Consider the following 21,122-nt stretch of genomic DNA (forward strand, 5'->3'; position numbering starts at 1 on the left):
TATGAGGAAAGGAATTGCCATTACCGGAATGGGAATCATTTCTTCTATAGGAAATAACTTAGAAGAGACCTACAGTTCACTTAGTTCTGGTAATAACGGACTTTCATTTTCAGAGATCCTTCAAACCACTCATACAAATTTACCTGTTGGAGAGATAAAGCGTACTAATCTTGAGCTGCAACGATCTCTTAATATCACCATTTCTGAACCAATTACCAGAGCTTCATTATTGGGAATTATAGCCGTTAAGGAAGCAATATCTCATGCTAAATTTAATCTAAAGGATTTAAACAGCTGTGATTTTATTTCTGGTACAAGTGTGGGAGGTATAGATGCTACAGAGAGGTTTTATTCAGATTTTGAGAATGGCGGTCACACGCAATTTATAAAAGCTCAGCATCCAGGTTATACTACTTGTCAAATTGCCAAGTATTTTAAAATAAATGGCCAAGTATCCACTATTAGTACTGCCTGTTCTTCAGCTGCTAACGCAATTATGTTAGGTGCTCGATTAATTAATAGCGGTAGATCTAAAAGAGTGATCGTTGGAGGTACAGATTGTCTAACAAAGTTCACCTTAAATGGCTTTAACTCCTTAATGATCTTGTCTGATGCTCCATGCAAACCTTTTGATGAAGAAAGAAATGGATTGAACCTGGGAGAAGGTGCTGCATATTTGATTTTGGAGGCAGATAACTGCTTAGATGGGAAGAAAGTTCTAGGTAGAGTAACCGGATATGCTAATACGAACGATTCTTATCATCAAACCGCTTCATCTCCTGAAGGGGATGGTGCCTATCTAGCGATGAAAAACGCTATAAATTTTGCTGAAATAGATTTAGGAGAAATAGATTTTATTCATGCACATGGTACGGCTACTAAAAATAATGATCTCTCAGAAAGTGCAGCCATGAAAAGAATATTCAAAAATCATATTCCAGATTTTGCTTCTACAAAGGGATTCACCGGTCATACCTTGGCAGCAGCTGGTGCAGTACAGGCAGTTCTTAATTTGTTAATGCTAGAAAATCAGCAAATATTTCCTAATCTTAATTTTGAAAAATCAATTTATGAGACCGAATTAAGTCCAGTAACAAAAATTAAAGACAGGAAAATAAAGAATATTTTATCCAATTCCTTCGGTTTTGGAGGTAATTGTACTTCTCTAATCTTTAGTAAAGATGAAAAATAGAATCTTTATCAGTGGAGTTTCAAGCATTGCAGCTCAAACAGAAGCTTCGGTATTTAACGAAGCTCCAAATGTTTACTCAGATCCAATTTTTGAAATAGTGCCATTCAACCATAAAGAATATATTCCTACAAAATCTTTACGCCGACTCTCCAAGGCTTTAAAAATGAGTATTTCGGGAGCAATTATGGCTCTTAAAGATGCAGAAGTAACATGTCCAGACGCTATAATTACCGGCACTGGACAGGGCTGTAAGCAAGATACAGAACGTTTTTTAGAATCTGTAATTAAACAAAAAGAACTATTATTATCTCCAACAGCCTTCATACACTCTACTCACAATACTATTGGGGGACAGATCGCTCTACACCTTAATAGTAAAGCTTACAATGTTACATATTCACAGAATTCTGTTTCATTAGAATGGGCACTTTTAGATGCCATGATGATATTTGATGAAGGTAAGAATAGTAAAAATGTACTGGTAGGAGGTGTAGATGAAATTTCTGAAACCATCACTGGATTTATGGAGTTTGATCATCAACTTAAGAAAGAGAGAATTTCAAATTTAGAATTATTTAAAAGCGATTCTCGTGGAACGATTACCTCTGAAGGGGCTCATTTTTTCAATTTAACTTCTGAGAATAAGAGCTCCTTGGTAGAATTATTGGATATTTCTATAATTGCAACTTTAGAAGTAGAAAATATAACTAATACAGTTGAAGAGTTTTTAGGTAAAAATCGCATATCCTCAGCAGATATAGATCTTGTGATCTTGGGTAAGAATGGGGATGTAAATTTTGACCACTTTTATGAAGCTTTAACTACGGGTATTCTCAAAAAGACACAGCAATTAGCTTATAAGCATTTGGTAGGTGAATATAATACGGTTTCTGGATATGCCCTTTGGCTAGGATGTAAGATCATAGAATTGCAAACTATTCCAGAGATCTTAAAAGTTAATAGTGTTACCGCTGGTAAAATAAAGTATGTGCTTTTATATAATCAATATCAGGGTGAAGACCATAGTCTTATTTTAATTAGGAAGCGTTGAAATTTAAAGTAGCACATATAATTATGATTCTCCTCATAGCTTTTGGGGTAGTACTGGCATTTCTAAATCTCATTTCTTTTTGGATGATTATTGGCGTTGCGGTTGGTTATCTGATCTTCTTACTTGTTATTTCTACCAATGTTAGACTTAATTTTTTTGTTCGTGCTCATAACGCTAATCCCATAGTAGGAGATAGAAGTATTGCCATAACTTTTGATGATGGCCCTGTAGAAAATACGAAAGAGATCTTAAGTATCTTAAAAAAATATGATGTTAAAGCTAGCTTCTTTTGCATAGGTCAGCATATAGAAAATAATCCGGAAATTTTTCAATTACTTATAGAGGATGGTCATTTTATAGGAAATCATTCTTACTCTCATACCAGAAAAATGGGTTTCCTGTCTTCAAAAGATATCGTTAAAGAAATTAAAGCTTGTGATGCTATTATCTACAAAATTGCAGGAATTAATTCTAGAACATTTAGACCTCCCTTTGGAGTAATAAATCCAAATACTCAAAAAGCGCTAGTTGAGACCGGACATGTGGTAGTAGGGTGGAATGTAAGATCTTATGATGCAGTTTTAAGCTCTTCCAATTTTGTTCTAAGAAGAATTTTAAGAAAGATAAAACCTGGTGATGTTATACTTCTACATGATAACAACCTTAAGACCGTACACATATTGGAACAGTTGTTGATATTTTTGAAAGACAACAATTACACACCAGTTAGAGTTGATACTTTATTTAATATAGATGCGTATAATTAAAATTTTATTCTTTTTGTTTACTGCAGTCGGAATGGCTCAGCAAAGACAAATTCCGGTTTCGGCAACTTCCAACTTTCGGAATTCTGTAGAGAATCGTGCAGATGAGATCAAAACCATGTCTGGAGATTTTGTGCAGGTAAAATATATACAGATGATGCAAGCCGAATCTGTTAGCGCAGGTAGATTGTATTTTAAGTCTCCGGAGGTTCTAAAATGGGAGTATTATAAGCCCTATAGTTATCAGATGTTATTTAAAGAAGGGCAGATGTTCGTGGACGATGAAGGAGAAAAATCTGTTACTAATTTAAGGTCTAATAAAATATTTGAAAAATTGGTAAGTCTTATTTCTGGGAGCGTTAATGGTAAATTGATGGCAGATACAGATAATTTTGATATTACCTATATTCGCGTGAATGCAGATAGGATGGTAGTACTCGTGCCAAGAGATGCGATGCTTAGACAAATGTTTGCTCAAATTGTACTTAAATTTAACAGGCAAAACCTGGTAGATACTGTGAAATTAGTTGAAGAATCTGGAGATTTTACGGAGATACACTTTAAAAATATTAGTATAAACAAACAAATTGATCCTAAAGTGTTTAAGGAATAAGACTTGGTTATTCTTATTAGAGTTTATTATAAAATTTAATGATTCGACTGTAAACATTATATTTTCTCTCTATTTTAGTATTTCTTTAAAAAGAGAGATCACATGCAATTAAAAGATTTTTATACAGAAGTTAGTACTATAGAAGATCACGGTGAGATCATAACCGAAATTTCTATAAACAAACATCATGAGATCTACATTGGTCATTTTCCGGAAAGACCAGTAACTCCCGGAGTTATTCTTATGCAACTATTTAATGAAGAGGTTGAAAAGAGAACAAATAAGAATCTTCAATTAGAAAAGGCGTTGAACGTAAAGTTTATGGCTGTTGTAGATCCTAATCTTTCAGCCAATTTCACCATGTATTCCCATATATCAGAAAATAATGGTGTTATTGAGTTAAAGGCAATTGCAAAACATCAAGATAAGGTTGCGCTAAAGATCAATTCTATTTATAAGATAATTTCAGATAGATAATATAGAACTGAAGGTGCTATCACTCCATTTATAAACAATACTTTTGTAGTCTAATCTAGACTCTATATTTGACTTCTTCCCCAATATATCAAGCAAGATTTGATGCTCTTAAATGTTGCATCATAATGCCTACATATAATAATGAGAGATCTTTAGGTATAGTCCTGAAAGATCTTGAGCATTACACTCATAATATTGTTGTTGTTAACGATGGTTCTACAGATAGTACTAAAGCTATTCTAGCTGCAGATCCATATATAACAGTAGAACATTTTAAGAAAAATTGCGGAAAAGGTATTGCACTTAAAAGAGCGTTTAAGGTAGCTCAAGAATTAGGATATGATTATGCTATATCTATAGATTCTGATGGACAACATTATGCAGACGATCTAGAAATTTTCTTATCAGAATTAGAAAATAAAGCTCCTGAAGAAGAGATCTTATTGGTTGGAGATAGAAACATGGGGAGCGGAAATGTTCCAGGTAAGAGCAGTACAGGTAACAAGTTTTCCAATTTTTGGTACATGGTGGTCACAGGGTCAGAATTACATGATACCCAGAGTGGCTATAGGCTTTATCCATTAAAAATAGTAAATGATATTCCTCTATATACTTGGAAATTTGAACTAGAGATAGAAGTGATCGTTAAAGCATCCTGGAGAAAGGTGAATGTGAAGAATGTGCCCATTAAAGTTTATTATGATAAGGAAAATAGAGTTACTCATTTTAGGCCATTTTGGGATATAACCAGAATCGTACTATTGTATATGTGGTTTGTGCTGGTAAGTTTTTTTTATATCCATCCACAAAACAAGTACAAAGATTTTAAAGAAAAAGGGATCAAAAGATTTTGGAAGGAAGATATTCTAAAAAGTCAGGAATCGCCTAGCAAAAAGGCTGCTGCCATAGCACTGGGAATTTTTGTAGGAATTTCGCCCTTTTGGGGACTTCATACATTGTTAGTTTTTTTATTAGCTGCAGTATTTAAATTGAATAAGGTTTCAGCTTTTGTTTTTTCCAACATTAGTATTCCTCCCTTTATACCTATTATCATTTATTTAAGTTATCAGTTAGGTTCTTTGATCTCCGGGAAAGGAATCTCCTTAGATCTAGATATTTCACAAATAGACTCTGCAGCTGCTATATATCAAGGTTTAAGACAATATATAATAGGTAGCCTTTGTCTTGCCGTAATAGCATCTTTACTAACGTGGGTTGTCTTTTATTTATTATTTTCGGTGTCTAATCAAAAGCAAGTAGTAGAGCCTTAATGTTAAAGATCTATACTCTTATAAATCAGAATAAAAAAGCGGCTATTGTAATTGGGCTTATAATTCTTGGTATCATTACTTTTCTAGCCTCACGAATTACTTTAGAAGAAGATATAACTAGTTTAATTCCTAGTGGAGAACAGCAAAATACCTTAAAAAAAGTTTTAGATCAAACCGAATTTTCTGATAAGATAATAATTACCGTATCTGCAGATTCCAGCCTTTTAGAACCAGAAGATCTCATTCAATACGCGCAGCAATTTATAGATTCTATAGATCAGGAATTACCAGAATATGTAGAACAAATTCAAGGCAAGGTTCCAGAGGAGGGAATACGGGAGATCTATGATTTTGTATATCAGCACATCCCTTTATTTTTAAATGAATCTGACTATTCTGAAATAGAAAAAAGACTTGACAAGGATAGTCTGAAAGATAGGTTAAGAGAGAATTATAAAAGTTTGATCTCTCCAACAGGACTAGTTACTAAGCAATATCTTTTTAAAGATCCATTATCTATATCTGCATTAGGTTTAAAAAAATTAGAAGAACTACAGGTAGGTGAGGATTTTGAGCTTTACAATAACTTTTTGGTTACTAAAGATCACAAACACCTATTACTGTTTTTAAGCCCAAAGTATCCTGCTTCCGAAACAAATAAGAATACCATTTTCGTTGAAAGATTAGAAGAAATTCAATCGCGATTAAATAAAGAATTTAAAGGTATTTCGGGCGAATTTTTTGGTGGTGTACGTTATTCCGTGGCAAATGCCAATCAGATCAAAAAAGATATACAACTTACCTTAGGTATAGCAACTATCATTCTACTTTCTCTGTTGATCTTTTATTATAAGAGAATCTATGTTCCAATCTTACTATTTATTCCAAGTGTAATTGGAGCAATAACCGCTTTAGCAATACTTTATTTAATCAAAGGAAATATTTCTGCAATTTCCGTAGGTATTGGGGCAGTTCTCTTGGGTATAAGTATAGATTATGCGTTGCATATTCTCACACATTATAGAAATAACAACAATATTCCAAAGCTTTATAAGGAAGTTACAAGGCCAGTTTTAATGAGCAGCAGTACTACTGCAGTCGCATTTTTATGCTTAATTTTTGTGAAGAGTAAAGCTCTTAATGATCTAGGGATATTTGCAGCTATTAGTGTGATGGTAGCTTCAATATTAGCGTTGATTCTTATTCCACAATTATACAAAATTCCTAAAGGTAATGGTGCAACCAGCTCTAATTTTATAGATAAACTGGCATCCATAGAGTTTCATAAAAAGAAACCTTTAACCCTTATAATTTTCATTCTCTTTATCATAGGATTGTTCTTTTTTACCAAGATTAAATTCAATAATGATCTTTCTGCGTTAAATTACGAACCACAAAATATTAAACAGGCAGAACAACATGTTCAAGAGATAGCTGGAAAAGCAGCTAAATCTATTTACCTAGTTTCTTACGGAAATACGGTAGATGAAGCATTAGAATTCAATAATGAGCTTTATAAAAAGCTTACAAGACTTAAGAAAAGTAATAAGATCATAAATTATAGCAGCATTGGTGGGGTAGTGCTTTCTACTAATACGCAGCTCGAAAAGATAGAAAGATGGAAAGAATTCTGGCCGGAGCATAAGAAACAGTTAATTCAAGAAGATCTTATAGAACAGTCTGATGCCTTCGGGTTTAGACCGGAAAGTTTTAATACCTTTTATGAGCTACTTTCTTCTGAATTTAACCCGATATATTTAAAAGATTATAGTGGTACCACAAATTTATATTTAGACGATTTTATCTCTTCTAAAGAAAATTTTGCTACAGTAACTACTTCTGTTAGTGTTAACGAAGAAGACATACCTAGATTGACCAAAGAATTTAAAAGTGTTAGGAATGTTGTAGTAATAGATAGAAAACAGATCAACCAAAACTTTCTTGGGCATTTAAGATCAGACTTTAATATCTTGATTGGCTATTCTATAATTGCGGTATTTCTTATTTTATTATTGGCTTATAGATCTATAGAAATTAGTGTTCTTACGCTTATCCCTATTGGAATTACTTGGGTAATAGCCTTAGGAATCATGAGCATTTTAGGGATAGAATTTAATATCTTGAACATTATAATTTCTACATTTATATTTGGTCTTGGCTTAGATTATAGCATTTTTATTACAAATGCTTTTCTAAAGGAGTATGAGACTGGTACCAAAGTTTTAATTACTTATAGAACTTCAATTATTCTATCTGTGTTTACAACACTTTTAGGTATAGGTGCATTATTCTTTGCTAAGCATCCAGCTTTGGAGTCTATTTCGTTGGTCTCTATTATAGGAGTATTATCTGCGGTGCTGGTTGCATTTATCCTACAGTCATATTTTCTAAATATGTTGTTCCTAGAAAGAATAGCGCGAGGAAAGCCCGCATTTAATATAAGAACGATTTTACTAAATATTTTTGATAAGAAAAGTATCGATAAGTTATATTATAAGAATTTGGTTTTGGACAATTATAGATACAAAAGCGTATTTCCTACTGTAAAAAAAATGTTTGAAAGTCAAAAAGAGCGATATCTCAAACTTTCCGCTTTTATTGAAAATAAAGAAACTGTTATTAACATTTATTCTGGTTGTGGATTACTTGAAATCTTTCTTGGTTATAAGAATACAGAAATAACTATTACGGGAATAGAGCCAGATATAAATGAACTGGTGATAGCTCAAAATTGTTTTGCTTCCAGATCATCAAGGCTTCATTTTTATCCAAGTGTTCCAGAAGAAGCTAAAAAATATGACGTAGTTATTATCTCTAAAATACCGACTTTAGAGATGGAAAAAGAAATTAAAAAAATGGTGAATAGATATGCTAGTAAGGTCATTATTCTAGATCCAAAATATTCTTACAGGTGGATCGTAGATCTTAATTTCCAAATAGATTATAGGCAAAATGATGTAGTTGTTCTAAAGAAAATGGAATAGCTATGAAAACATCTATTTTACAACTTCTATACTTGGTTCTCCTTTTTTCTATAACTTCTTGTGGAGTAAATAGATCTTTAAAAGATAGACCAAATCTCGATAGCATCTCTGAGATCGATACCGTTAGAACTGTTCATAATGATAGCTTACTTACTATAGGTAAGAATACGCTATTAAAAAATAAATATGGAGTTTGGGAACTCTATCTAGAAGGAGATGCGCTAGAACGCGGACTCATAAATGGAAGTCTTACTAAAGAGTTAATGGCAAAACAAGAAATTGCTATTATGACCAAGATTGAAAGTCTTGTACCTTCCAAATCATATCAGAAATTTCTAAGCAAAATGGTTAAATTCTTCAATAGGAAAATGTACAAGTATGTTCCGGAAGAATATAAACAGGAGATCTATGGTATTTCCAGATTTTCACTTGAAAAATATGATTTTTTTGCACCTGCTTATGTTAGAGCTATGTACTTGCATGGTGCTCATGATATTGGGCACGCATTGCAGGATCTAATGCTGGTTGGTTGTACGTCATTTGCTGCCTGGGATGGTAAAACCAGTGACGGGAAATTATTACTCGGTAGAAATTTTGATTTTTATGCGGGAGATGATTTTGCGGAAGAAAAAATAGTAGCATTTATCAATCCAACTGAAGGTCATAAATTTATGATGTACACATGGGGAGGATTTATTGGTGCGGTAAGCGGTTTAAATATTCAAGGATTGAGCGTTACTATAAATGCCGGAAAATCTAAAATTCCCTTGCTTGCTAAAACTCCAATATCTTTGGTTGCTAGAGAGATCTTGCAATACGCCGGTACTATAGATGAGGCTGTTGCTATAGCTAAGAAACGAAAAGTGTTTGTATCTGAAGCCATCATGATTGGAAGCTCTAAGGATCATAAAGCCGTTCTTATAGAAGTGTCTCCAAATAATTTTGGTGTTTTTGATGTTGAGAATAGCGATCATTTAGTATGTAGCAATCATTTTCAAAGTGCTGCTTATAATTCAGATAGAAGAAATACAAAAGCAATTGAAGAAAGTCACTCTGCATATAGATTTAAGAGAATGCAGGAATTATTAGATAGTTCAGATAAACTAGACCCAGAAAAGGCTGTGGCTATTTTAAGAAATAGAAATGGATTGAATGGTAAAAAGATAGGTTTGGGTAATGAAAAAGCAATTAATCAATTATTGGCTCATCATGGAATTATATTTAAACCTGAAGAACTGAAAGTATGGGTATCTGCAAATCCTTATCAATTAGGAGAATTTATAGCTTATGATCTTAATGATGCTTTTAATAAATTTGAAAGGGGTAATGTGAAAAATTCTGTATCCAATGTTCAGGCTACAATTTCCAAAGATGAGTTTGTGAATTCTCAAGAATTTTCAGATTATGAAGTGTTTAGAAAGTTAAGTCAGCAAATTGAGCTGAATCTTTTAAGTGGTCAAGAGATTAAAGAACGAGATCTTCAAAAGCTTCAAATCTTAAATCCCTATTATTGGAAATCTTATAGTATAACAGGAGATTATTATTATGAGCGTGAAGATTATAAAATGGCGATCATCAATTATAAAAAAGCGTTAAGGTTAGAAATAACTACATTGTCAGATAGAAAGCGCTTAATCAAAAGAATTAAAAAGAGCTATAGAAAATTATAACTTATGAAGAACATTCAAACGGCTTCTAAAGAGGAAATAGCAGAAATACAATGGCTTAGATTAAAGAATCAAATGCTATTTTTAGATCAGAATTCTAAATTCTATCATAAGCGTTTCAAAAAGAACGATATAGAACTTAGTGATATCCATACTTTGGAAGATCTAAGGAAGATTCCTATCACTACTAAAGAAGAGCTACAACTATATAACCATGACTTTATATGTGTTCCTAAAGAAGATATTATAGATCATGTTACTACTTCTGGAACTTTGGGTAGACCGGTAAGTTTGGCCCTAAATAATGCAGATCTAGATAGACTCGCTTTAAATGAGATGCAGTCTTTTCAGATAATTGGAGTAAAGAAAGAAGATGTGGTGCAAATTACGACCACTTTAGATAGAAGGTTCATGGCCGGGATGGCATATTTTCTAGGATTAAGAATGTTAGGTGCCGGTGTAATTAGAACAGGTAGCGGATTGCCACAATTACAGTGGGATTCTATAGAGAGATTTCAGCCCAAATATTTAATTGCTGTACCTTCATTTCTTTTAAAAATGATAGATTATGCTCAGGAGCATCATATAGATTTTAAAAAGTCCTCAGTAAAGGCAGCTATTTGTATAGGTGAATCTATTCGAAACATGGATTTGGAATTTAATGCATTGTCAAAAAAGATAAAGCAGTTATGGGATATTGAGCTATTTTCTACCTATGCTTCTTCAGAAATGGCTACCGCCTTTACAGAATGTGAGTTGCATGTTGGTAATCATGCACAACCCGATCTTATCTTCACCGAAATTTTAGATCAGGCTGGAGCACCCGTAAAGCCCGGAGAAGTAGGGGAGTTGGTTATTTCCACTCTTCAAAATACCACCATGCCTTTATTAAGATATGCCACCGGAGATATGGTTTCTTTTATTGATGATCCATGTAAATGCGGAAGAAATACCATAAGATTAAGTCCGGTAATTGGTAGAAATAGACAAATGATCAAATTAAAAGGAACAAGTCTATATCCTCAAAATGTTATTGATACTATTAACGAGTTTGATAAGATCTCTCTTTTTGTAATTATAGCAGAAAGAGGAAATTTGGGAATTGATAATTTAATAATAAAGATACCTGATACTTCTACGTTGACATTAATACAGCTTTTTAAAGAATTTTTAAAATCCAAGTTACAGGTTACACCAACATTAGAAATGGCTTTACCTTCTGATATAGAAAAATTAAAGTATCCCGAAGATGGAAGAAAACCGAGAGTATTTATTGATAATAGGTATTAAGTTTCTTATATCTTTTTACAACTAATTATAATCTTTCTATTATTCATATCTGTAGTAAAGAATAAATAAAGTACTCCGCCATCTTTAATTTTTAATTCCTCTCTTAGTGCCTCTACAGATTTGGGGAAATTTCTAGTAGTAATATTGGCTTTTTTAGACTTAAAGTATTTCTTTAAGTACTTTTTGTTATATTCCAGTATTTCAATGATTTCAAATCTTCTACCTGGAAATTCTACCAAACTCTGTGAAGTATATAAATGAGAATTTTGATGCAGAGTAGAAGTCTCTGTCTCTTTTGATAAAGTACCGAATAGTCCGCTTTTCATTATAGCAGGATTTGGTTCAAATAGATAATTAAGAGGGAGACATAGATTGTAACTTTCTTCATCTGCATTAAACCAACCTTCAAATTTCTGAATTGATTCTTTTAAAAAGTTAACGGTCTTTATTTTAATAGAATCATTGTAATTCTTCTCTATAACCCAAAGCAGTTCTTTAACCTCATTATTTACTGAAACTATATGAACTTCTTTTACATTATCTAATTCCAGAATACCTGCCTTAATATCGAGGAGTGGAGAGGTCTTAATAAGAATATTATTGGTTCTACTCAATACAAAATCTAGCTGTTCCACAATATTGGGAGTGCACTGATCTAAACGAAAAACCTTCCCACCATGATCATCTCTTCTTGCAGGATCTAAATAGATCCAAGTATATTGCTTTTCATGTTCATTCAAGAATTTAATACTGTCGCAGTTAATGGTTTGAATATTCTTTTTAGCTAACACATTGAAATTATGCGTAACGATCTCTGAAAGTTCTGTATTAATTTCGCAGTGTGTCACTACCTTAAAATTATCCGCGAAATAATAGTCATCTATACCAAAACCGCCCGTAAGATCTATCAAATTATCTCCATAAATAAGCGAGGCCTTATATTTTGCAGTAGTTTCTGATGAAGTCTGTTCCAGATTCAAGGCTTCCGGATATATTATAGAAGATTTGGAATACCAAGTAGGCAACTTTTTTTGAGCTTTTTTAAATGCTGCAATTTGTATAGCGATCTCCTGTATAGTAATTTCAGGAAAGGGACTACCCTTCAAAATAAGCTGTGGTAAATCCACTTTCTGATTTTTCAGAATAAATTTCTGTACCTCTGGATGTAAGATGGCCTTATTCAAGCTTTTCTATTTAAAGATCTCTTGTAAGCCTTTTAACGATCTTATATTCGCTTAAAGATTCTTTGGCGATCACTTTTAATGCCGTATAAAATGGAATGGCTACAACCATACCTAGAACCCCAAAAATCAGCCCCGAGATAAGTATGATCAAGAATATCTCTAATGGATGAGATCTTACACTAGCACCAAATATAAGCGGCTGACTTATAAAATTGTCTATTAACTGGCAAATAGCATATCCCAGCATTACATATATTAATTTAGGGAGAATGATCTCTTGAAAATCTGCTCCTAAATTACTAGAGATCACAAATAAGCTCATTAAAATACCAGCAGCAATAGGTCCTAAATAAGGAACAAGGTTTAGCGTGGCGCAAATAAATGCTATTGCAACTGGATTGTTAATTTCAAATATACTTAGTAAAAGCATGTATAAAATGAACAGCACGGTTACTTGCATGGTAAGTCCTACAAAGTATCTTGATAATAATATCTTAATTTTGTTGAATACTCTCTGAAATTTGTCTTCCTCTCCTTTATTAGCAAATACCAAAATACTATTTAGCATCAGCTTACTATCTTTTAGTAAGAAGAAGGAGATAAAAATGATAGAGAAAACTGCGATTAATGTAGCTCCTAAGATTCCAAAAACACTATTTAAGAATTTAGGAACCATTTTAAGATTGAGGCTTTGTGCAAATTCGCTTTGTTTTAAGCCTTCAATGATATTTATATCGTTAACACCAAGATATGCATTAATTTGAGTGTTAAGCTCGGAGATATCGCTTTTAAAGGCTTCAATATCAATTTGTCCTAAATAGTAACTCTGTTCTATCATAATAGGAACAAAAACAAATATTATTCCTACGAAAATCGAGAGTACGAGCAGTAATACCATAATCACCGCCACTTGGTTTGGTATACGAAGTCTAGATCTTAAAAAGATCACCACAGGTCTACCAACAAGAGAAATAACACCGGCAACTGCTATATAAATAAGCACCGATTGAATTTGATATAAAAAATAGAGTAAAAGGAAAATACCAGATAATATTCCTAATGCACGTAATATTCCGTAAGAAAAAGTTTTCGCGTTCACCGTGTAAATATATTATTTATTCGGAAAGGGAAGAAGGGTTTTAGTAATTTCATATAAAGCTATTCCTGTAGCTTGTGCAACATTCATACTGCTATTTTCTCCAAACATATTGATATGAAGATGTTTATCAGACAGTTCTAACAATTCTGAGCTAATACCGGCGCTTTCATTACCCACTATTAATAACAATTTAGTTTCATTTTCATAACTAATGCTATCTATACTCACGCTATTGGATGTTATTTCTATAGCTAGAGTTTTATAACCCTTTTCTATAAATGATCTAACAACACCTGCAGCCTCTTCCATATATTCGAAATCTACATACTTGTAAGTAGATCTTGCGGTTTTTTTTAACCTATTGCTTTTTAAATTAATGGGGGAACCGGTAAAAATGATTTTATGAATGTTAAAAGCATCTGCAAGTCTAAAAATACTACCAATATTGGCTTCACCTATAATATTATCTGTTAGTATAATTAAAGGGAATTTTTTAGTGGTACTGGAGTGATCTGGATGAGCTAATTGCATAATTAATCTATAAAAGCATATTTAATAATATTAGCACCCATTTTCAAGGCTCTACTTCTTACTTCTTCCGGATCGTTATGAATAGCCGCATCTTCCCATCCATCTCCAAGGTCGCTTTCAAATGTGAATAATAAGATAAGTCTATCTCCTTCAAAAAATCCCAAAGCCTGAGGTGGTAATCCATCATGTTCATGGATTTTAGGTAATCCGTTGGGAAATTGATACGCAGTACTAAAAATTAAGTGATTTGTGGAGATCTCTTGTAAAGTTTTATTCGGAAATAATTTCTTTAGCTCTTTTAAAAGATACGGTTTCATTCCATAATTATCGTCTATGTGTAAAAACCCTCCACTCAATAAATAATTTCTAAGATTTGTAACTTCCTGATCATTAAAGATCACATTTCCATGCCCCGTCATATGCACAAATGGGTATTGAAAAATAGCGCTACTTCCTGGAGTAACAGTAGCTGGTTTAGAATTTATTACGGTATGAATATTATCATTGCAAAATTTTATAAGATTTGGCAAAGCTGTGGGGTTTGCATACCAATCTCCACCACCATTATACTTTAAAAGTGCTATTTCCTGAGCGTTGGACGCTAAAGAAAAAATAAGTACCAATATAACTATCAAGTATTTATAGAATATCATGGGCATTTAAAATAGAGTACGTCTAAAAAGTAATTTCTTAGTTTTCAGTTATTCTAACAATATTAATCTTCATTAGCTAAAGCTACAGTATGACATGCTACTATTGCTGCAGTTTCTGTTCTCAATCTGCTATTTCCAAGGCTTATAGCTTTCCAATTATTTTCTAATGCGAGCCGAATTTCATTTCCAGAGAAATCACCTTCTGGGCCAATAAGTATTATCGATCTTTCTCCTTTTTGAATAGAGCGTTTTAAAGAGACCTTATCTTTTCCTTCTTCACAATGAGCAATAAATTTGTGTTCTGCAGTATTATTCTTAATAAAATCTGAAGCTTTTACCGCCTCGTTCAATTTGGGAATGCTTAGATGTAAAGATTGTTTCATAGCGCTTTGAATCACTCTTTCAAACCTTTGTAACTTTACAACCTTTCTTTCACTATGATCACAAATAATTGGTGTGATTTCATGAACACCAATTTCAGTAGCTTTTTCTAAGAACCATTCATATCTATCATTCATTTTTGTTGGTGCAACTGCCAAATGCAAATAATAGTCGGGTTCAGGCTGTGTTTCAACTTCCAATACCTTTGCTATACATTGCTGTGGAGTGACCAAAGTGATCTCCGTTTTAAAAATATATCCCTTACCATTGGTAACATTCAAAATATCACCTTCTCTCTTACGAAGCACCTTTACAATATGTTTGCTCTCATCTTTAGGAAAAATGATCTCCTTAGCGTCAGCATTCACATTAGGATTATAGAATAACTGCATAGAATTAAATTTTTAAACGAGCGGTAGCGGTTACAGAAAGGTCTGAGAAATCTTTATTTAAATATTTGTAATAACCAACAATACCAATCATTGCTGCATTGTCTGTAGTGTATTCAAATTTAGGAACATAGGTTTTCCAGCCATATTTTTGTTCAGCTGCTTTTAGCGCATTTCTAATTCCACTATTAGCAGAAACTCCTCCGCCAATGGCAATTTGATTGATTCCGGTTTGCTTTACTGCCTTTTTCAGTTTATCCATTAGTATTTCTACAATAGTATATTGAATAGAGGCGCAAATATCATTCATATTATCTTGAATGAAATTAGGATTATCTTTCACCTGCTTTTGAATAAAATATAGAACCCCTGTTTTTAGTCCGCTAAAGCTAAAATCAAGATCTCCAACTTTAGGTTTTGTGAACTTATAAGCTTTAGGATTTCCTAGTTTAGCATATTTATCTACCAAAGGACCTCCAGGATACGGCAGCCCTAAGATCTTTGCACTCTTATCAAAAGCTTCTCCCACCGCATCATCTATAGTTTGGCCAATAACTTCCATTTCAAAATAGTTAGAAACATTAACTATTTGAGTATGTCCACCACTAATGGTCATTGCTAAAAATGGGAAGGTTGGTATATCAAAGCCTTCCTCTTTAATAAAATGAGCCAAAATATGGGCTTGCATATGGTTAACTTCAATAAGTGGTATATCTAAGCCCATAGATAAAGACTTTGCAAAGGAAGTTCCTACTAAAAGTGAACCCATAAGACCAGGACCTTTTGTAAAAGCGATTGCAGATATGTCTTTTTTGTCGATATTTGCTTGAGAAATAGCCTCATGAATTACCGGCACAATATTTTGTTGGTGAGCTCTAGATGCTAATTCTGGCACCACGCCTCCATATTTTTGATGTACTTCTTGAGTAGCTACAATATTTGATAATAAGGTATCGTTTTTTAATACCGCAGCGGCGGTATCATCACAAGAAGATTCTATTGCTAAAATGTAAATATTTTGGGAAGCCATTATGAAAAAAAGGGCGTATAAATAGTTAATATTGTTCACAAAGTTATAACATTAAAGCGTATCAAAAAATTCTGGAAAATACTAATTAGAACAGTCGCTGCACTGCTTTTGTTTTTCGTGTTTTTATTGATTTTATTTTCCGTGCCCGCTGTGCAAACATCGGTGGCAAAAAGGTTAACAAATTCTCTTCAGAAAAACTCTAACGTGGTGGTTTCTGTAGGAAGGGTAAGTCTATCTTATTTCGGTAAAGTAAAACTGAACGAGATTTATGTAGAAGATCATCACCAAGATACACTCTTAAACATTCAGGAGTTACGAACTTCAATTCTGGGTATTTCCAATATTATTAATAATAATCCTAATCTAGGTGCTACAACTGCTAAGGATTTCACTTTAAAGATGAGACGGTATAAAGGTGAAGATCAGGATAATGTGAGTGTACTTCTAGAAAAACTAAAAACAGAACCATCGGGAGACCCTAAAACTTTTGAGCTCTTAATTAATACTATTAGCATTGAAGATGGGTATTATAGTTTTGTAGATGAAAATAATCAAAATCCGGAGATCGTACGTTTACGAGAGCTTCAAATAGATGCAGAAGAACTGCATATTTTAGATAGCGATGTAAGTGTAAAGATAAATTCACTAAAAGCTAAAGAAGGGCGAGGCTTTGACATTCAGAAGTTAGCCACCAATTTTTCTTACAGCCCTACAAGAATGCAGCTTAAAGACTTAGAGCTTATTACGCCTTATTCTAATGTAGAAGGTGAGATAACAATGAACTATGTTCTAGAAGATTTTTCAGATTTTCTGAACAAAGTTAATTTTGATGCCCAATTTAATCAATCTGAAATCTCTACAATAGATCTTCAAAACTTCTATCCTCCCTTTGGCGATAATCAAGACCTAAATATCACCACTCATTTTAAAGGAACTTTAAATGATTTTGTTTTAGAAGACCTTGAACTTACCGGTATGGATAGAAGTAGGTTGGTAGGGAAAATTGCTTTTAAAGGGGCCTTTACTCCAGAAGATTTTAAAATTACTGGAGATCTAAACGATCTTACTTCCAATTATTATGATCTCGTAAACCTACTTCCGGGTATCTTAAAAGATAAACTTCCGGCTTCTTTAACAGAGTTTGGAAACTTAAGTGTAAAGGGGAAAACCACGGTTACCAAGAATTCTTTAGACGCCAATATTTTTGTAAATACGCAACTAGGATCTGTGAAAGCAGATATGATTTTGAGAAATTTTGATAATTCTAATCAGACCACCTATAAAGGGAATTTAGTATTCAATGAATTCAATATAGGAAGATTATTAGATCAGAAAACATTAGGTAAAGCCAGTTTAGATTTAAATATAGACGGTAAAGGTTTTACTTCAGAAAGCTTAAATACCAAAGTAAGAGGAAGGATCTCCAAAATAAATTATAACAATTATAACTATACCAATATTCTGGTACTGGGAACTGTTAGGAATTCTATTTATAATGGAAGTTTGGTATCTCAAGACCCAAACCTTAAGATGGAATTTAATGGATTGGTAGATATATCTGGTAAAGATGATGTGTATGATTTTGAAGCATCTGTAGGCTATGCAGATCTTAATAAACTTAATTTCATAAAAAGAGACAGCATTTCGATATTTAAAGGAGATGTTATTATGAATATGAAAGGAACTAACATTGATAACGTTTCTGGTAATATTTTGCTAATAAACACTTCCTATAACAATCAAAATGACCTGTATTATTTTGACGATCTAAGTGTAACTTCTAGTTTTGATTCTACCAATGTTAGAACGATTGCTGTGAATTCTCCAGATGTAATAAACGGAGAAGTAACAGGAAACTTCAAAATTTCTGAAGTTCCTGCGCTTATTGAAAATTCTATAGGTAGTATCTATACCAATTATCGTCCAAATACCATTACAAATAATCAGTATATGGAATTTGACTTCAATATTTATAATAAGATAGTAGAGGTTTTTTATCCTGAAATTACGTTAGCTCCAAATACATTTATTCGGGGTAGAGTAGAATCTGATGAGTCTGAATTTAAGCTCACATTTAGATCTCCAAAGATAGAAGCCTTTGGAAATATGATGAAAGATATTAATGTGCAGGTAGATAATACCAACCCTATCTATAATACATTCGTAGAGGCAGATAGTGTTTCTACAGAATATTATAATTTTTCAGAATTTAGCTTAATTAACGTTACTCTTAGAGATACTTTATTTATAAGGTCTGAATTTCAGGGAGGTAAATCTAATGATGATGTTTTTAATTTAAACTTTTTTCATACCATAAATGAGAATAACAAATCTGTAGTAGGTATTCAAAAATCTGATGTAAAATTTAAAGACAATGTTTGGTTCTTAAATGAAACTAATAACAAGAATAATAAGATCGTTTTTGACAATAGTTTTAATGATCTGGTAATAGACTCTTTGGTATTAAGCCATAAGAATGAACTCATAAAAATGAGCGGATCTTTGAGGGATACAACCTATAAAGATTTTAGAATAGAATTTGAAGATGTAGATATAGGCAAGATCACTCCAGATATAGACAGTTTAGATATTGCGGGAACTCTTAATGGGAAATTGCATTTACTTCAGGAAAAAGGTGCCTATTTTCCTAACACGGGCTTAAAGATAGACAGCTTAACAGTTAACGAGACGCTTTTGGGGAACTTAAGATTAAATGTAGATGGTAATGAGAATCTAACCTATTATAACGTAGACGCCACCCTTAAAAATCAAGGGTTTGAATCTTTAAATGCGAAAGGTGGAATAGATGTAGGTAGAAATAATCCAACCATAGATCTAGACGTTGCTTTAAGGGATTTCAATCTGGTTGCTTTTAGTCCGTTAGGAGGAGAAGCTATAGATAATATTAGAGGTTTGGTTACAGGGGATGCCAAAGTTACGGGTAGTTACAAAAACCCAGATATTACAGGAAAATTAAACCTTGCAAATGCAGGATTTAGAATTCCTTATCTCAATGTAGATTTTGACCTTAAAGATGATGCAGTTATAAATCTAACTAAACAGCAGTTCAATTTTGATAAAATTGATATGGTAGATGTTAAGTATAAGACGGAAGGAGTTTTAGACGGTAACATTTCTCATAAGAATTTTAGAAAATGGTTTTTAGACCTTACTATAAATAGTGATAGAATTGTGGTTTTAGATACCAAAGCAGAAGAAGATGCCCTGTATTATGGTACTGCCTATATAGACGGATTTGCTAGTATAGTAGGACCTACAGATGAACTTGTTATAGATGTAAATGCCTCTACAGCTAAGGGAACGCTTTTTAAGATCCCGCTTAGCACCAAGGAATCTATTGGAGATAATTCTTATATACATTTTTTAAGTCCGGAGGAGAAGGCAAATAGATTAGCAGGTAGAGAGTTAAAGATCCCAGATGTAAAGGGATTAGAACTAAATTTCGATCTAGATGTTACTAATGAGGCAGAAGTTGAAGTGGTGATAGATCAAACTAGTGGAAGCACGCTTAGAGGAAGAGGTGCAGGTAACCTTTTGATAGAGATCAATACCAAGGGTAAATTTAATATGTGGGGAGACTTTGTAGTCTATAAAGGAGTATATAACTTTAAATATGCTGGACTGGTACAAAAATCATTTCAAGTTAAATCTGGTAGTAGCATAAACTGGGATGGTAACCCTACGCAGGCAGATCTCGATGTGAGTGCTATTTATGAAGTAGATGCAAATCCTGCTGTATTATTAGAAAACCCTTCAATAAATAGAAAGATCCCGGTAGAAGTGATCATACTTTTACAAGGGCAGATCGCGCAACCAGATATAACATTTAATGTTCAATTTCCAAATGCGAGTTCTGCAGTAAGATCAGAATTAGAATACAGAATGAATGATCGCGCCAGTAGAGAATTGCAAGCTTTGTTCTTAGTAACTCAAGGTTCCTTCTATAGTGAGTTTGCTATTGGACAGAATGCCATTACTGGAACTCTTGTAGAAAGAGCTTCTAGTTTAGTAAATGATATTTTTGCAGATGAAGATGGAAAATTTCAGGTGGGTGTAAACTACGTTCAGGGAGATAGAACTCCAGATCAACAAACGGTAGATAGATTTGGTCTTACACTATCTACTCAAATTAGTAATAGAGTGCTAATAAATGGGCAAGTAGGTATTCCGGTTGGTGGTGTTACAGAATCTGTAGTTGTTGGAGATGTAGAAATAGAATTCTTACTTAATGAAGATGGGAGTTTGAGAGCAAAAGTTTTTAATAGGGAAAATAATATTCAGTATATAGGAGAAGAAATAGGTTTTACACAAGGTGTTGGTCTTTCTTACTCTGTAGATTTCGATACCTTTAAAGAATTGATCAGAAAGATCTTAAATAAAGAAATTGCTAAATCTTCCGAAGAAAAAGAGCAGGAAGAGTCTGCGAAATCATTAGCTCCAGATTATATAGTTTTCCCAAAACAATAGAGTTTTTTTAATTTGCTTTAAATTAAATTTGTATGAAACTCTTTAATATCAACTATAA

16 protein-coding genes are annotated in these 21,122 nt (G+C 33.0%); 10 read left to right on the plus strand and 6 right to left on the minus strand.

What is annotated here, in order from left to right:
• The first annotated feature begins 1 nt into the window (after position 1).
• The 9 genes from P163_RS14270 (at position 2) to P163_RS14310 (ending at position 11,309) form a co-directional block, all read left to right on the plus strand.
• Entirely contained in the window at positions 2–1,192 is a 1,191-nt protein-coding gene (locus P163_RS14270) for a beta-ketoacyl-[acyl-carrier-protein] synthase family protein (protein WP_034892661.1), read from the plus strand.
• The gene (locus P163_RS14275) at positions 1,182–2,243 is read left to right on the plus strand and encodes a beta-ketoacyl synthase chain length factor (RefSeq protein ID WP_034892664.1); all 1,062 of its coding nucleotides are present in this window, start codon (positions 1,182–1,184) and stop codon (positions 2,241–2,243) included. The genes P163_RS14270 and P163_RS14275 overlap by 11 nt, the downstream gene beginning before the upstream one ends.
• Complete coding sequence (locus tag P163_RS14280; RefSeq protein WP_051931255.1) at positions 2,240–3,010, plus strand: polysaccharide deacetylase family protein; 771 nt, start codon at positions 2,240–2,242, stop codon at positions 3,008–3,010. Before P163_RS14275 ends, P163_RS14280 begins: the two co-directional genes overlap by 4 nt.
• A 13-nt stretch (positions 3,011–3,023) precedes the next feature.
• Complete coding sequence (locus P163_RS14285; RefSeq protein WP_231556206.1) at positions 3,024–3,620, plus strand: LolA family protein; 597 nt, start codon at positions 3,024–3,026, stop codon at positions 3,618–3,620.
• Between the two features lie 102 nt (positions 3,621–3,722).
• Positions 3,723–4,097: a hydroxymyristoyl-ACP dehydratase gene (locus P163_RS14290; RefSeq protein ID WP_034892670.1), complete on the plus strand. Its 375-nt coding sequence runs from the start codon at positions 3,723–3,725 to the stop codon at positions 4,095–4,097.
• A gap of 125 nt (positions 4,098–4,222) precedes the next feature.
• Complete coding sequence (locus P163_RS14295) at positions 4,223–5,368, plus strand: DUF2062 domain-containing protein (protein WP_034892674.1); 1,146 nt, start codon at positions 4,223–4,225, stop codon at positions 5,366–5,368.
• Positions 5,368–8,352, plus strand: coding sequence for an MMPL family transporter (locus tag P163_RS14300; protein WP_034892677.1), 2,985 nt, complete (start codon positions 5,368–5,370; stop codon positions 8,350–8,352). Before P163_RS14295 ends, P163_RS14300 begins: the two co-directional genes overlap by 1 nt.
• Positions 8,353–8,354: 2 nt before the next feature.
• On the plus strand, positions 8,355–10,022 hold the full coding sequence (locus P163_RS14305; RefSeq protein ID WP_034892680.1) for an acyl-CoA--6-aminopenicillanic acid acyl-transferase: 1,668 nt from the start codon (positions 8,355–8,357) through the stop codon (positions 10,020–10,022).
• A gap of 3 nt (positions 10,023–10,025) precedes the next feature.
• Positions 10,026–11,309, plus strand: coding sequence for a phenylacetate--CoA ligase family protein (locus tag P163_RS14310; RefSeq protein ID WP_034892683.1), 1,284 nt, complete (start codon positions 10,026–10,028; stop codon positions 11,307–11,309).
• Positions 11,310–11,314: 5 nt separating this feature from the next.
• Here the strand turns inward: P163_RS14310 and P163_RS14315 are convergent, their stop codons facing one another.
• From P163_RS14315 to tsaD, 6 genes are all read right to left on the minus strand, one after another.
• The gene (locus tag P163_RS14315; RefSeq protein ID WP_034892686.1) at positions 11,315–12,493 is read right to left on the minus strand and encodes a THUMP-like domain-containing protein; all 1,179 of its coding nucleotides are present in this window, start codon (positions 12,491–12,493) and stop codon (positions 11,315–11,317) included.
• Between the two features lie 10 nt (positions 12,494–12,503).
• A complete protein-coding gene (locus P163_RS14320) occupies positions 12,504–13,592 on the minus strand; it encodes an AI-2E family transporter (protein WP_034892689.1) in 1,089 nt (362 codons plus the stop codon).
• 12 nt (positions 13,593–13,604) lie between these two features.
• Positions 13,605–14,123 carry a TrmH family RNA methyltransferase gene (locus tag P163_RS14325; RefSeq protein WP_034892692.1) on the minus strand — a complete coding sequence of 173 codons (519 nt, stop codon included), beginning with the start codon at positions 14,121–14,123 and terminating at the stop codon, positions 13,605–13,607.
• A gap of 2 nt (positions 14,124–14,125) precedes the next feature.
• Positions 14,126–14,776: a DUF4159 domain-containing protein gene (locus tag P163_RS14330; protein WP_410503399.1), complete on the minus strand. Its 651-nt coding sequence runs from the start codon at positions 14,774–14,776 to the stop codon at positions 14,126–14,128.
• Positions 14,777–14,838: 62 nt separating this feature from the next.
• Positions 14,839–15,549, minus strand: a complete 711-nt coding sequence (locus P163_RS14335; RefSeq protein WP_034892706.1) for a 16S rRNA (uracil(1498)-N(3))-methyltransferase — start codon at positions 15,547–15,549, stop codon at positions 14,839–14,841.
• Between the two features lie 4 nt (positions 15,550–15,553).
• On the minus strand, positions 15,554–16,576 hold the full coding sequence (gene tsaD, locus P163_RS14340; protein WP_034892709.1) for a tRNA (adenosine(37)-N6)-threonylcarbamoyltransferase complex transferase subunit TsaD: 1,023 nt from the start codon (positions 16,574–16,576) through the stop codon (positions 15,554–15,556).
• 162 nt (positions 16,577–16,738) lie between these two features.
• On the opposite strand from tsaD, the gene P163_RS14345 reads away from it, so the two are divergent.
• Entirely contained in the window at positions 16,739–21,064 is a 4,326-nt protein-coding gene (locus tag P163_RS14345) for a translocation/assembly module TamB domain-containing protein (protein WP_231556207.1), read from the plus strand.
• Positions 21,065–21,122 lie beyond the last annotated feature (58 nt).

Origin of the sequence: Gillisia sp. Hel_I_29, from assembly GCF_000744275.1 — a bacterium.
Taxonomy (GTDB): domain Bacteria; phylum Bacteroidota; class Bacteroidia; order Flavobacteriales; family Flavobacteriaceae; genus Gillisia.